Annotated in this window: 13 protein-coding genes and 1 other annotated feature; of the genes, 10 read left to right on the top strand and 3 right to left on the bottom strand. The window is 37.7% G+C overall.

The window, feature by feature from the left end; genetic code table 11:
• Positions 1 to 145: 145 nt before the first annotated feature.
• From ADM90_RS11550 to ADM90_RS11535, 4 genes are all read left to right on the top strand, one after another.
• Positions 146 to 1,288 (top strand): DUF445 domain-containing protein, encoded by a 1,143-nt coding sequence (locus ADM90_RS11550; protein ID WP_053995165.1) that lies wholly within the window; start codon positions 146 to 148, stop codon positions 1,286 to 1,288.
• A gap of 16 nt (positions 1,289 to 1,304) precedes the next feature.
• A complete protein-coding gene (locus tag ADM90_RS11545) occupies positions 1,305 to 1,652 on the top strand; it encodes a YlbF family regulator (protein WP_053995164.1) in 348 nt (115 codons plus the stop codon).
• A 101-nt stretch (positions 1,653 to 1,753) separates the two neighbouring features.
• The gene (locus tag ADM90_RS11540; protein WP_053995163.1) at positions 1,754 to 2,419 is read left to right on the top strand and encodes a ribonuclease H family protein; all 666 of its coding nucleotides are present in this window, start codon (positions 1,754 to 1,756) and stop codon (positions 2,417 to 2,419) included.
• A 127-nt stretch (positions 2,420 to 2,546) separates the two neighbouring features.
• The gene (locus ADM90_RS11535; protein WP_083448528.1) at positions 2,547 to 3,455 is read left to right on the top strand and encodes a copper amine oxidase N-terminal domain-containing protein; all 909 of its coding nucleotides are present in this window, start codon (positions 2,547 to 2,549) and stop codon (positions 3,453 to 3,455) included.
• A 39-nt stretch (positions 3,456 to 3,494) separates the two neighbouring features.
• Here ADM90_RS11535 and ADM90_RS11530 read toward each other — a convergent pair whose 3' ends face one another.
• A complete protein-coding gene (locus tag ADM90_RS11530) occupies positions 3,495 to 3,875 on the bottom strand; it encodes a hypothetical protein (protein ID WP_235473498.1) in 381 nt (126 codons plus the stop codon).
• Positions 3,876 to 4,055: 180 nt separating this feature from the next.
• Between ADM90_RS11530 and ADM90_RS11525 the strand changes: the two genes are divergently transcribed.
• From ADM90_RS11525 to ADM90_RS11505, 5 genes are all read left to right on the top strand, one after another.
• Positions 4,056 to 5,561: a coproporphyrinogen III oxidase gene (locus tag ADM90_RS11525; protein ID WP_053995161.1), complete on the top strand. Its 1,506-nt coding sequence runs from the start codon at positions 4,056 to 4,058 to the stop codon at positions 5,559 to 5,561.
• A gap of 174 nt (positions 5,562 to 5,735) precedes the next feature.
• Entirely contained in the window at positions 5,736 to 6,902 is a 1,167-nt protein-coding gene (locus ADM90_RS11520; RefSeq protein WP_053995160.1) for an MBL fold metallo-hydrolase, read from the top strand.
• Positions 6,889 to 7,143 (top strand): DUF3006 domain-containing protein, encoded by a 255-nt coding sequence (locus ADM90_RS11515; RefSeq protein ID WP_053995159.1) that lies wholly within the window; start codon positions 6,889 to 6,891, stop codon positions 7,141 to 7,143. Before ADM90_RS11520 ends, ADM90_RS11515 begins: the two co-directional genes overlap by 14 nt.
• 71 nt (positions 7,144 to 7,214) lie before the next feature.
• Positions 7,215 to 8,303, top strand: a complete 1,089-nt coding sequence (locus tag ADM90_RS11510; RefSeq protein ID WP_053995158.1) for an ABC transporter ATP-binding protein — start codon at positions 7,215 to 7,217, stop codon at positions 8,301 to 8,303.
• Positions 8,304 to 8,404: 101 nt separating this feature from the next.
• A complete protein-coding gene (locus ADM90_RS11505) occupies positions 8,405 to 9,193 on the top strand; it encodes an HAD family hydrolase (protein WP_053995157.1) in 789 nt (262 codons plus the stop codon).
• Positions 9,194 to 9,321: 128 nt separating this feature from the next.
• Here ADM90_RS11505 and ADM90_RS11500 read toward each other — a convergent pair whose 3' ends face one another.
• A complete protein-coding gene (locus ADM90_RS11500) occupies positions 9,322 to 9,789 on the bottom strand; it encodes an 8-oxo-dGTP diphosphatase (RefSeq protein WP_053995156.1) in 468 nt (155 codons plus the stop codon).
• An 81-nt stretch (positions 9,790 to 9,870) separates the two neighbouring features.
• Positions 9,871 to 11,478 (bottom strand): phosphoglycerate dehydrogenase, encoded by a 1,608-nt coding sequence (gene serA, locus ADM90_RS11495; RefSeq protein ID WP_053995155.1) that lies wholly within the window; start codon positions 11,476 to 11,478, stop codon positions 9,871 to 9,873.
• Positions 11,479 to 11,631: 153 nt separating this feature from the next.
• Positions 11,632 to 11,877 (bottom strand) — a binding site (T-box leader).
• Between the two features lie 400 nt (positions 11,878 to 12,277).
• Here serA and ADM90_RS11490 point away from each other — a divergent pair.
• Positions 12,278 to 13,930, top strand: coding sequence for an FAD-binding dehydrogenase (locus tag ADM90_RS11490; RefSeq protein WP_053995154.1), 1,653 nt, complete (start codon positions 12,278 to 12,280; stop codon positions 13,928 to 13,930).
• Positions 13,931 to 13,961 lie beyond the last annotated feature (31 nt).

The raw sequence follows: 13,961 nt of genomic DNA, 5'->3' as shown, positions 1-13,961 counted from the left end.
AAGGATAATGGTGATTTTGCAACTATTCATATTTTACATTTTGCAAGGGGTATTTATTTCGTTGGAAATCATTGCTCTGCTATAATGTATGCAGAAGACGACAAAATACGTCAAACGTGAATACAAGTGAAATGAGAGGATGCAAATGGATAATTTTCTAGTAACACTACTTTTTATGGCGATTATTGGTGCTGCTATTGGTGGCGTAACCAATCACTTAGCCATTAAAATGCTTTTTCGTCCATATAAAGCGATATATATTAAAAATTGGCGCGTACCATTTACACCAGGCCTTATCCCAAAAAGACGTGATGAATTAGCAAGGCAGCTTGGACTGACGGTGGTGAATTATTTATTAACACCTGAAACCTTTAGAAGAAAATTTTTCTCGAAGGATATGCAAGACAAGATAGAGCATCTTGTGCAAACAAAGGTTGAAGAAACCATCTTTACAAATGATAAAACCATTCAAGATTGGTTAAACCTAGCTGGATTTTCGCATATACCAGCTACGATTGAGCAAAAGGTTGAGGTAATTGTGGAGGGACAATTTGCGTCAGTCAAGAATACACTATCTACAAAATCAATTCGTACACTGCTATCTGCTGATATTCAACAAACGATTGATGAAAAAATTCCTGTAGCTGTTGATCATATTTTAAAAAAAGGCGAGGATTACTTTTTATCACCTGAAGGCGAAATGACAATTAAGGCCATGATTGATGACTTTTTATCAACAAAGGGCTCTTTTGGTGGTATGATTAGCATGTTTTTAGGCGATTCCTCGTCACTTGTTGGAAAAGTTCAACGGGAGCTTGTGAAGTTTTTACAAGCACCAGGTACTTCAACATTGCTAACGAAGATATTTACACAAGAATGGGAAAAACTTAAAGATCGACCAGCAATGGACTTTTTGCAGGACATTCAATTTGAACCGTTATTAGCGAAATTACAGACGTATGTAAAAGAGCAGCTAGCCATTGCAGAGCGTTTAAACCATCCTATTTCCTATTACTGGCCCGAGGGGAATGACTGGATAAAGCATCAAATAATTCCGCAAGCCATTGAAAAGGGCTTTATAAAGGCAGAGGAAAAACTAGAGGATGTGCTTAAGCGTTTAAATTTACAAGAGGTTGTGCGAGAACAGGTGGATTCCTTCCCAGTTGAAAAATTAGAGGAACTTGTATTAGGGATCTCCAAACGTGAATTTAAAATGATTACGGTATTAGGAGCAGTTCTTGGTGGATTGATTGGGGTTGTGCAAGGCTTAATTGTTTACTTTATTTAAAAAGGGGATTGTGTACATGATAAATATTTATAATGACATTAATGCGTTAGAGGCAACTTTCCGTAAGACACCTGAATTTGAAGCTTTACAAGCAGCGGTAGAAGTTGTGAAGAATGATGAAGAGGCATTAAATGTCTTTAAAAACTTCCGAAAAATCCAAATAGAGCTACAGAAAAAACAATTAGCAGGCGAGGATTTATTGGAGGATGAGCTTGTCTATGCGCAAAAAGCGGCACAGCTTGCTCAACAAAATGAAAAAATTTCAGCGATGCTTGAGGCAGAGATGACATTAAGTAAAGTAATCGAAGAAGTAAATCGCATTTTAATCAAACCGATTCAAGGTCTCTATGAGGGGCTGCAATAAGGAATAATCGTTGCAAGAAATGCACATATAACAAGTAAGAAGAAAACGTGTATCCGCTAATAGTTGGAGCACGTTTTCAATTTATATTGGAGGCTATGTTTATGAACGTCATTATTGAATGGACTTATAAAACACCAAAAGGAGCTACAACTGTTCTACGCTCAGAAGAAATGCCCGCTGCACAAGCACTGTTATTGGCAGAGGATATGGAGAAAACGGGGCGAGTAAAATCATTGTGCTGTATGGATCGACAGGATACAAGCTGGTCATTAAAGGAGTTAAAAGCATATTTAACGGAAATCGCTAGTGAGCCGCATAATATTGCTGTTTATTTTGACGGCGGCTTTGATCGTGGGACAAGACAGGCGGGGCTAGGTTGTGCTATTTACTATGAACAAAATGGCAAGCCTTATCGATTAAGAAAAAATGCTTTTTCAACTGAGCTCAAGTCAAATAATGAGGCAGAATATGCAGCACTTTATTTAGGCTTAGTAGAGCTGGAATTATTAAATGTTCACCGTCTACCTGTACGTTTTATAGGTGATTCACAGGTGGTTATCAATCAACTAAGTGGGGAATGGCCAGCAATGGAAAAGGAGCTCGCAAGCTGGGCAGATAAAATTGATGTCAAGCTAGCACAACTTGCCATCCAGCCAGAATATCAGCTCATCTCACGCAAAGATAACGCAGAAACAGATCGACTTGCGACTCAGGCCTTAAATGGTATCGATATTACTAGCACTAGTGAAATTGTCAAGGACTCCTAGCTGAACAAGAGGTGATAAGAGGGATGTTAAATTCACCTCTTTTATAGTGTTTCTCTGTTATCAATGAAACTTTTTCCATTTTAAAGCTACTACTACTATGAATCCAGATAATAAGGAGAGATACACTATGTATATTAAAAAATTCGCACCTGTAGCTATGACTGCATTATTATTGGGAAGTGTCGTAGTACCAGTAGCTTCAGCAAATGAGTCTACTATTGAAACAGAGGTTCCCAAAATTCAAATTGATCCCGTGCATATTTTTCATGACACACATGGTACTGTTGAGAAAATTCATGCTGGTGAAAAGATTACATATTACACAGTGAAAGATGGCGAGCAAACAAATGTTTTAGAAATCACAAACGATACGCTTGTATTCGATAATACTGGTAAAAAGGTGGAACTTAAAGAAGGAGACAAGGTAGTCGCTTATACATTTGCCAATAAGCCGCAAAAGTATATTTATCCACCACAGTTCAACCCTGATGTTGTAATTGTAGAGTCGGAGCAAGTAGGCTTTGTGGAAGTTGATTATTTCTTTGAAGATTTAACAAATACGTACAATATGTTGAAGTTAAATATTGGAGAGGAAACAACATTGATAAATGTTAAGGATGAGAAGGTAGCGTCGAAAGATTTAGCGGAGAAGCATCTCGTTGTGTTCTATACGGGCTCCACTAAAAGTATTCCAGCGCAAACAACACCATCAAAAGTGATTATTTTGGATGATACTAACGAAAGTGCGGCAAATTCAGTAGAGGCAGATATTGATGCGATCATTGCTTCAGACTTTTACGAGGTAGCAGGTGTAAAAATGGTTCCACTACGCCCGATTGCTGAAAAGCTTGACTATAAAGTAGCAGCAGCAGGGAAAAAGGTGCTCCTGACAAAAGGGGATGTCTCTTATACAATAACACGTGGGGAAAAAATATTTTATCATAATAAAGCATCGTATACATTACAAGTAGCACCTACCTTGCGAGATGCAAAAACATATGTACCTGTTGAATGGATAAGCGATTATTTAAAATAATGCGTAAAAAAGTATGCCATATATCGCTGGCATACTTTTTTATATGGCTGAAATTATTTTCGAGGAAATAATTGTAGGATATTTTTTAGCAAATTGTTGAAGACATTGCTTAAAAGAATGAGTATGCATAAAATTTTTAGCTAGTTTCATTTCATCCGAATACAGTAAAAACTGCTGGAAGTGTTGTTGAACAAATTCTCTAACTTTTTCATAATGCTTGTTGATAGAGATAGCACCATAAATTTCTTGCTGATCAATAATGTAGATAAAGTCACATACAACTTGATGTGTACCGTGTTTCAATAATACTGCGATATATAATGTTTTTTCATCACAGCGCTCTAAATCAAAATTGTGAAATACGACTTCTACATGTTGGTTAAAACTTGAAACGGGCGTACGATTATTTTTTAAAATCATCACTATCAACACCACCCTTTTTAAAAATTATAATAAGAAAAAAATTTTTTGTCTATAAAAACTGAATATTCTGTTATTTATGATTATTATTGTTGTTTTGCTCAAAGTCAATAAAATTTGTTAAACTTAAGTCTGCAATAGATTTGGAATAAGGAAAAGGAAAGAAGAGAGCGAAAAAATATGAAAATTATTCACATAGATCAAAAATATCCTGAGGATTGGATTCGCGTATTAAATCATATAGCGAATTTATTTTTTGAGGATTCTAAGCTAAAGATAGAGCCGGATGAGGCAGATATGTCCGCTTCATTTGAGTATCTAGTTGGAGATGATTTTTCTATAGCTACAAGAGCAGTATTAAATGTAAATGGTAAACAATATACAAATGATTACAGCATACAATATGAATCCGTAGCAACTGATCGTGAATTAAATATTCGCATAAAACGTGCTTTGTCACATGTATTTTTAGATGTTCTTGAACAGCATACAGGAATGCATCAGCAATGGGGTATTTTAACAGGAGTACGTCCAACAAAGCTTTATCATAAATTTAGAAAAGCGGGTAAAAGCGAGCAAGAAATTGCGAAACTATTAATTCGAGACTTTCGTTTGTCTGAGGAGAAGGTGGCGTTATTAAAGGAAATTGTAGATCGTCAATTAATAACCATTCCTGATATAGACCATATTGGACAAGAGATCAGTGTTTATATCGGTATTCCATTCTGTCCGACGAAATGTGCCTATTGTACTTTCCCAGCCTATGCGATAGGGAGCAACCGCAAGCAAGGGCGTGTTACTACTTTTTTAGATGGCTTGCATATTGAATTGCGCGAAATGGGCAAATGGCTGAAGGACAATGATATGAAAATTACCTCCATTTATTGGGGTGGTGGTACACCGACTTCAATTGAGGCCGATGAAATGGATGCCTTATATCAAACGATGTATGAATCATTTCCTAACCCTGAAACAATTCGAGAGGTGACAGTGGAAGCAGGAAGACCCGATACAATCACACCTGAAAAATTAGAAGTACTTAAAAAATGGGGTATTGATCGTATTAGTGTAAATCCACAATCTTATACTGATGAAACATTAAAAGCAATTGGTCGTCATCACACGGTTCAGGAAACAATAGATAAGTTTTGGCTTGCAAGAGAATCAGGGATGAACAATATCAATATGGATCTTATAATTGGGCTACCGAATGAAGGGATTGAAGAATTCCAACATTCATTAGAGGAATCGGCAAAGATGCAGCCAGAGTCTTTAACTGTTCATACGCTATCATTTAAACGTGCATCAGAGATGACGCGTAATAAGGATAAATACAAAGTAGCCGACCGTGATACGGTAGCTGAAATGATGGAAATGGCACAAATTTGGACAAAAGAACATGACTATGTGCCATACTATTTATATCGTCAAAAAAATATATTAGGTAATTTAGAAAATGTCGGCTATAGTAAAACGGGAGAAGAAAGCATTTATAATATCGTTATTATGGAAGAAGTGCAGACAATCTTAGGAATTGGCTGTGGGGCATCCTCAAAATTTGTTCATCCCGAGACAGGAAAAATTACGCAATTCCACAATCCAAAAGACCCCGCTGCCTATATTATGACCTTTGAAGAGGCTATTGAGAAGAAAATTGAGCTTTTGAATGAGCTATATGAAGTATAAAAGAACGTAATTATAGCGATTAGATGAAGAACAGTTTAAGGTTCTTCGTCAACAATCGTATTGATATTTGTGAGTAGACAGTATTATGGTGAATCGTTGTTGAAAGAAAAAGAGAGCTGCCTCCATGGTTAGCTCTCTTTTTGTATAATAGAAAAAGAAAAGGGGAGTTAGTCAATGAAAAAAATAATCGTAGTATTGCTTTGTGTTTTTTTAGTAGCAGGCTGTACAGAGGCAGTAAAGACAGAGAAAATGCCCGTCACAGCTGGTCACGATATGCGTGTCCACTTTATTGATGTAGGACAGGGTGATTCAATTTTAATAGAGTCGCCAAATGGGAAAACGATGCTTGTTGATGGAGGTGTGAAAGGAGCAGGACAAGAGGTTGTTGCTTATTTAAAGGAGCTTGGTTTCAATAAGCTTGATCTAGTCGTTGCAACACATCCTGATGCTGACCATATTGGCGGACTGATTCCCGTATTAAATGGTATTTCCATTGAACAATTTTATGATTCAGGTAAGGTACATACTTCACAAACCTTTGAAGAAATGCTAATGCTAATTGATGACAAAAATATCCCTTATCATGTGCCAAAAACAGGTGACATGCTTGATTTTGATAAGGATTTACGTGTCAAGGTGCTCAATGCCGATGAACATGCAGCAGATAATAATGATGCCTCTATTGTATTAAAAATTACATATGGGAATGTCTCCTTTTTATTAACAGGGGATGCTGGTGTAGCATTAGAAAAAGATATGCTGCAATATGATGTAAGCGCAACTGTGCTAAAGGCAGGTCACCATGGCTCTAATACAAGTAGCTCAATGGACTTTATTCAAGCTGTACAGCCAAAGGTTACGATATTAAGCTATGGGCAGGGTAATAAATATGGGCATCCACATGCTGAAGTAATGGAGCGTTTGCAGGCAGTTGGTAGTAAAGTCTATGCTACTGCTGAAGCAGGAACGATTATTGTGTCAACAGATGGGGTAAACTATGCCGTAAACAATGAGGAGGCATACAAAGTAGAAACAGCAGCCCCAGCAGCTATTGATATTATTAGTAAAGACTTAATGTCGGAAATAGTAGAAATTAAAAATAATGGGCAACAAACGGTATCCTTAAAGGATTGGCAGTTGATTTCAATAGAAGGGAATCAAGTTTTTAATTTTCCTAATATATCATTACAGCCAGGTAAAACCATTTATATTACAAGTGGCACTCAAGCACAGGAGCAGCAAAATTATTTAAAATGGACAACTCAGCAGGTTTGGTTAAACAGTGGAGATGCTGCACAATTACGAAATGAGAAAGGGGAACTTGTCAGTGAGCTCGACTAAATACACGTTAGATCGTATGGAAGATGGCTATGCGGTTTTTTTAAAGTATCCAGATGAAGAAGAACAACTGATTATTTTACAGTCAGCCATGAACAAGCCTGTAGAGGTGGGCGCCCGTGTGCAGATAGAAGAAGTTGATGGGTTCTACTATATTGACATATTAAAAGAGGAAACAGAGCAGAGAAGAGCGAATATGCAGCACTTAATGGACAAATTGCGCAAAAGAACGAACCGTAACTAGAAAGAATATTGGTCAAATGTGTACTGCTCATGGTACGCATTTAACTTGATGATTACTTAGGGAGGGGCTAGATGGCACATTTACAATTAAAGCATATCTATAAAACATATGGTGATGGCACAAACGCTGTGGAAGATTTTAATTTAGAAGTAAGGGACAAGGAATTTATTGTGCTTGTGGGACCATCAGGATGTGGAAAATCAACAACTTTAAGAATGATAGCGGGTTTAGAAGAAATTTCATCTGGTGAATTATTAATGGATGAGGTGCTTGTCAATCAGCTAAAGCCTAAAGATCGTAATATCGCTATGGTATTCCAAAACTATGCACTCTATCCTCATTTGAGTATTTATGACAATATAGCATTTAACTTGAGGTTACAAAAAGTAGCTAAAAAAGAGATTAATAGAAGAGTAGTGCGTATTGCGGAAATTTTGGATTTAACAAAGTATCTAAATAAGAAGCCAGATTTTTTGTCTGGTGGGCAACGACAAAGAGTCGCATTAGGTCGAGCCATTGTAAGGGATGCAAAAGTTTTTTTACTGGATGAGCCTCTGTCAAATTTAGATGCCAAGCTACGAATGCAGATGCGCACAGAAATTATTCTGCTTCATAAGCGCTTGCAAACAACTACAATTTATGTCACGCATGACCAAACAGAGGCGTTAACAATGGCATCGAGAATCGTTGTAATGAATAACGGAAAAATTATGCAAATTGGAACACCGCATGAAGTATATGAAAAACCACAAAATATTTTTGTCGCAGATTTTCTTGGTTCACCACCGATGAATTTTTTCACCGGTATCTTAACTGCTACTGGTCTTCAAATAAATGACATCCTATTAAAAATCAATCCTGAAGATGTGTCACTACTGTCAGACAAGGGCTACTTACAGAAAGAACTAGTGGTTGGAATACGTCCAGAGGATATTTGGCATGGGCAGTTGGAGAAGGAAACCTATAATGCGACTATCACTGTATCAGAAATGATAGGTTCTGAGACGATGCTCTACTGTGATTTATATGGTAATCCTGTAATTGTCAAGCTCCATACTATTGAAAAATTTAGAGCGGATGATTCGATTGCCTTACAATTTAATATGGATAAGGTTCATTTCTTCGATAAAGAAACAGAGCAGAGAATTTTTAGTATGTAGGCATTGATAAGGGAGTGCAGCGTAAAGGCTAATTTGTTATGCTAAATATTTTGAAAATATGCTAAAATAGATGTATCAATGTGAAGCTAGGAGCGGACATAATGGGCATTAACACAATTATTTTTGATTTAGATGATACATTACTATGGGATAAAAAATCAGTTAAAACAGCATTTGAACGAACATGTGATTATGCAGCAACAATACATAATGTGAATGCTGGTGAATTAGAGGAAGCCGTACGCAAAGAGGCGCGTGCGTTATACGAGGGCTATGAGACCTATGATTATACGGTATTAATTGGCATCAATCCATTTGAGGGGCTGTGGGGGTCCTTTGATGACCCAACTGATTCCTTCCAAAAAATGAAGGACATTGCACCAACCTATCGTGCAGCCGCTTGGACAAAGGGTCTGGCTGCTCTTGGTATTGATGATGCGGAGCTAGGCGCGGAGCTAGGGGAGCGTTTTGTGGCAGAGCGTAAAGTGTCACCATTTTTATACGAAGATACTTTTGCAGTGTTAGATGAACTGAAAGGAAAGTATCAGCTTGTATTGCTGACAAATGGCGCGCCAAGCTTACAAAACTTAAAGCTAGAAATTACGCCAGAAATCGCACCCTATTTTGATCATATTATTATTTCGGGGGACTTTGGCAAAGGAAAGCCAGATGCGTCCATTTTTGAGCATGTTATGGAGAAGGCAGGAATTACGGCTAACGATGCAATAATGGTTGGCGATAATCTGAATACGGATATTTTAGGCTCGTCTCGCGTAGGCATGCGAAATGTATGGATTAATCGTGAAAACATTGTGGCAAATAGTGCTGTGACTCCTACCTATGAGGTTAATTCTTTAACGGCATTATTAGCATTGATTAATAAACTATAAATAAAGCATGTTATTATCTGAAAAGCTCTTCATAGGAGTCTTATAATTATTAACAGTAAAAATCCGCTTTGCTCTTCATTTCAGTAGAAGAACAAAGCGGATTTTTGATTTTGCTGAAGGTATACATTTTATAGTTTTTTAACAGACTCTTTTATTGTATTTTGCTTATCCTTATCCCAAACTACATAAATTTCAAATGTTCCTTCTTCAAAAAACAATGGTAATCTTCTTTTAAACCAAGGCTGCATTGGAAGATCGTAGGCTTCATGAATAGAGACCCATAATAATTCGCCTTCTGGAGGATTTTTTAGTAATGTTCCTTCAAAGGATTTTGCTAAATAGTTAAAAACCATATATCTATAATTTTTCTGGGGATCAACGTATTCATCAAGCCCTTTGTAGACTAAATCTTTAACTGTTAAACCTGTTTCTTCCCAAACTTCACGTATAGCTGCTTCGGTTAAGCTTTCAGGAAAATCTACTTTCCCTCCAGCGCCTATGTATCCAGGGAAACCCTTTTGACTTGGTCTATTTAATAATAATATTTTTTCACCATCTTGAATGATACACATTGTATATAAATCAATTTTCGTCATTAGTATGCTCCTTGATAGTAATAGTAAAGATAGAAAAGTATAAGCAGAGAGTGGAAGGCTCTCTGCTTGTTGTGATGGCTATTATAGGTTAATCGCTTTTACTTCATCAATATTTTCTAGCTGTGCAACAAATGCTAGGTCCTCTTCAGTTACAAGGTTATCAACTGTGAGCATCATAACAGCAGTACCGCCAACTTGCGCGCGACCAACCTGCATTGTGGCGATGTTGATTTCTTTTTCTGCAAGCTTTGTTGCTACACGACCGATTGCACCTGGTTTGTCTGTATTTTTAATGTATAACAAGTGCCCTTGTGGAATCACATCTACTACATAATCTTCAACTTTAACAATACGTGCGCCTAAGCCATTTAATAATGTCCCCGCTACTGTATGTGTTTCATTAGCTGTAATAATTTCAATTGTGATTAAGCTTGTGAAACCTTTTGCTGTTGTTGTTTTATGTTCATTGATTTTAATGCCGATACGTTCAGATAGGTAACGAGCATTGACATCATTGACATGATTACCATGATTTTTAGATAGTAAGCCTTTTAATGCATTTGAAGTTAATGGGCGTACATCATAGTTGGCTACTTGACCAGCATAAGATAAGTTGATTTCCTTTACAGGCTCAATTGTTACTTGAGATAGGAATGAGCCAAGCTTTTCTGCTAATTCAAAGAAGGGCTCTACTTGTGCAAGCTTTTCTTTAGGAATAGATGGCATATTAACAGGGTTTGTGACAGTACCTGTTTTATAGAATTTAATAATATCATTCGATACATCAACTGCTACAGATTCCTGTGCCTCAATTGTAGATGCCCCTAAGTGAGGTGTTGCGATTACTTGTGGTAAAGTAAGCAGTCTATGATCTGTTGCTGGCTCCGAAACAAAGACATCGAGAGCTGCGCCCGCTACTTTGCCTTCGACGATAGCGTCATATAAATCATCCTCGTTAATAATACCACCACGTGCACAGTTAATAAGGCGTACACCGTCTTTCATCAATGCAAATTTATCTTTATTAATAAGATTACGTGTCTCAGGAAGAAGTGGTGTGTGTACCGTAATAAAATCTGCTGCTGCACAAATTTCTTCAACCGTTGCTTTTGTTACTCCTAATTCTTTTGCACGTTCATCCGTTAGGAAAGGATCGTATGCCATAATATTCATACGTTGACCTTTGGCACGATAAGCCACTTCAACGCCGATTCGACCGAAGCCTACAACACCTAAAGTTTTATTTTTTAACTCTACGCCAACATAAGACTTACGATCCCATTTCCCATTCTTTAATGTATTAAAAGCTTGTGGAATATGACGGGCAAGTGAAGTCATCATCGCAATTGTATGCTCGGCAGCTGAGTTTGTATTACCATCGGGTGCGTTGACCACAATAATGCCGTGTTCAGTAGCAGCAGCAAGGTCAATATTATCGACACCAACACCTGCACGACCAATCAATTTTAAGTTTTTCGCCGCTTCAATTACCTCACGTGTTACAGTTGTTTGAGAGCGTACTAGCAATACATCTACATCAGCAATTTTCGCCAGTAATTCCTCTGGTGCTAGGCCGGTATCTACAATAATATTTAAATCTAATTCTTGTTCTTGACGTAATGGGAAAATACCATCTTCACTTAGTGGATCAGCAATAAATACGTTAATTGTTTTTGTAGCAGTTGTCATTATAATTAGCTCCTTTTATATAAAAATGTTTTATGGTCTTTTATCTACAACAGTGAGAAAATTCGAACATTTTATTACATATAAACAGTCTCCTTTCCAGATCGATAACAATATAAAAAGCCTTTCACCTCTTACAAACACAGTGAATGTGTTGTAAGGGGCGAAAGGCTGAATCAACAACATTGGCTTTCGCGGTACCACCCTTAATCACTGCTAGAAAAAGCATTCTTGCAGTCTTAGCTATATGCGTAACGTGCATGCAACGGATAGACCTACTGAGCATTGTTCAGCCTATCTATTCAGGAGTGGAACTAGTATCGTAGAAATCACTGATTTACACCAACCATCAGCTCTCTGAGGATTTTCTTGCGATTAGTATGTCTCCGTCATGATATTTCAGATGATTAAATTTGTTAACATCATAATCCCTAATGTTCACCTTTGTCAACGATATTTCTAAAAAACTTTAAAAATATTGACTTCAAGAGTCTGAAAAATAACCATAAACGAACAATGTTATTATATATTTGACTTAATGTTCGTCTTTTTTGGAATGCACAATGTAAGCGTTCACGTTATTTATAAAATTTGATGATATCGGGCTTTAAAGAAGTTGAGGGCTAAAAAACAGCTGGTAATTAAATGGAATAAAATAGATAATTTATGCTAATATTCGATCGTTTATAGAGAGAAAGCGAACATTTTGTTTGTCACATTTTAGACAAATAAAATGAAAAGGAGGTAAACAAGCTGCCAAAACAGAATGTTAGTGAAGGACAATTGATATGGGGGTGTATGAATGACATATGATGTTGCAATAGTTGGTGCAGGGCTTGCAGGTTTAGTTGCAGCTTGTGAGCTAGTCGATGCAAAGAAAAAGGTACTATTAGTCGATCAAGAGTCTGAAAATTCAATGGGGGGACAGGCATATTGGTCATTTGGGGGGATATTTTTAGTAGATTCTCCTGAGCAACGAAGGCTTGGTATTAAGGATAGCAGGGAGCTAGCATGGCAGGATTGGCTCGGAACAGCAGGCTTTGATCGTTTGGAAGATGAGGATTCTTGGGCATATAAGTGGGCAAGAGCCTATGTTGATTTTGCTGCTGGCGAAAAATATGAGTGGTTAAGGTCAAAGGGTATTAAATTTTTTCCAGTCGTTGGATGGGCAGAGAGAGGCGGTTCGTTAGCGGGGGAACATGGCAATTCAGTGCCGAGGTTCCATATTGTTTGGGGAACAGGACCTAGTATAGTAAAGCCCTTTGCTGATAAAGTACAACAGGCAATCAACGAAGGCTTAATTGATTTTAAGCCTAGGCATCGAGTGGATGAGTTTATTCAGCATAATGGGCAAATCACCGGAGTTTGCGGAACTGTGCTTGCAGAAACGTTTGTTAATCGAGGTGAGAAAAGCTCAAGGCTTGGGATTGGGGAGTTTTCCTATGAAGCACGTGCCGTTATTGTGGCAAGTGGTGGGATTGGTGCCAATTTTGATTTAGTACGCAAAAATTGGCCAGCGCGTCTCGGCACACCACCTAAAAATATGGTATGTGGTGTACCAGCCTATGTAGATGGCAGAATGCTAGAGATTACAGAGCATGCTGGTGGACGTATTGTCAATCGTGATCGCATGTGGCATTACACAGAGGGATTGAAAAATTGGGACCCTATTTGGCCAAATCATGGCATTCGCATTTTACCTGGTCCTTCTTCGCTATGGTTTGATGCAGAGGGGAATCGTTTCCATGCACCTAATTTTCCAGGGTTTGATACGCTTAGCACCTTAGAAGCTATTCAAAAAACAGGGTATGATTATTCATGGTTTATTTTAACTGAAAAAATTATTGAGAAAGAATTTGCATTATCAGGCTCAGAACAAAATCCAGATCTAACAAATAAAAGCATTGGTGATGTGCTAAAGCGTATATTGCCAGGTCCGCCCGCACCTATTCAGGCATTTAAAAAGCATGGTGAAGATTTTGTAATTGCCAATGACTTAAAGGATCTTGTAGCTGGCATGAATAAACTAGCGGGCAATGAGCTCCTTGATTTTATGAAAATTAAAGAGCAAATTCTAGCAAGAGATCGAGAAATGGATAATAAATTTACAAAGGATTTACAGGTAAATGCTATTCATGGGGCAAGAAAGTACGTTGGCGATAAATTAGTGCGTGTGGCTAAGCCTCATAAAATTTTAGACCCAAAAAACTGGCCATTAATTGCAGTACGATTGAATATTTTAACAAGGAAAACATTAGGGGGCTTGCAAACAAATTTAGATGGCGCTGTGCTGGGGATGGACGGAGAGCCTATCTCAGGGCTATTCGCTGCAGGTGAAGTAAGCGGTTTTGGAGGCGGTGGTGTGCATGGCTACCGCGCTTTAGAGGGCACTTTTGTAGGAGGCTGTTTATTTAGCGGACGACAGGTAGGACGCTATTTATCACAGCAATTATAGGAGAGAAAAAGAGCATCGTTTTGGTGAACGG

This window comes from Lysinibacillus macroides, from assembly GCF_001281525.1.
Classification (GTDB): Bacteria; Bacillota; Bacilli; order Bacillales_A; family Planococcaceae; genus Lysinibacillus; species Lysinibacillus macroides.
This window is presented reverse-complemented; position numbering and strand designations above follow the sequence as displayed.

Coding starts and splice junctions, on each gene's coding strand:
- ADM90_RS11505 (WP_053995157.1), top strand. CDS start 8,405: ATGGGCATTAACACAATTATTTTTGATTTAGATGATACATTACTATGG.
- serA (WP_053995155.1), bottom strand. CDS start 11,478: ATGACAACTGCTACAAAAACAATTAACGTATTTATTGCTGATCCACTA.
- ADM90_RS11520 (WP_053995160.1), top strand. CDS start 5,736: ATGAAAAAAATAATCGTAGTATTGCTTTGTGTTTTTTTAGTAGCAGGC.
- ADM90_RS11490 (WP_053995154.1), top strand. CDS start 12,278: ATGACATATGATGTTGCAATAGTTGGTGCAGGGCTTGCAGGTTTAGTT.
- ADM90_RS11540 (WP_053995163.1), top strand. CDS start 1,754: ATGAACGTCATTATTGAATGGACTTATAAAACACCAAAAGGAGCTACA.
- ADM90_RS11500 (WP_053995156.1), bottom strand. CDS start 9,789: ATGACGAAAATTGATTTATATACAATGTGTATCATTCAAGATGGTGAA.
- ADM90_RS11510 (WP_053995158.1), top strand. CDS start 7,215: ATGGCACATTTACAATTAAAGCATATCTATAAAACATATGGTGATGGC.
- ADM90_RS11545 (WP_053995164.1), top strand. CDS start 1,305: ATGATAAATATTTATAATGACATTAATGCGTTAGAGGCAACTTTCCGT.
- ADM90_RS11550 (WP_053995165.1), top strand. CDS start 146: ATGGATAATTTTCTAGTAACACTACTTTTTATGGCGATTATTGGTGCT.
- ADM90_RS11530 (WP_235473498.1), bottom strand. CDS start 3,875: ATGATTTTAAAAAATAATCGTACGCCCGTTTCAAGTTTTAACCAACAT.
- ADM90_RS11535 (WP_083448528.1), top strand. CDS start 2,547: ATGTATATTAAAAAATTCGCACCTGTAGCTATGACTGCATTATTATTG.
- ADM90_RS11525 (WP_053995161.1), top strand. CDS start 4,056: ATGAAAATTATTCACATAGATCAAAAATATCCTGAGGATTGGATTCGC.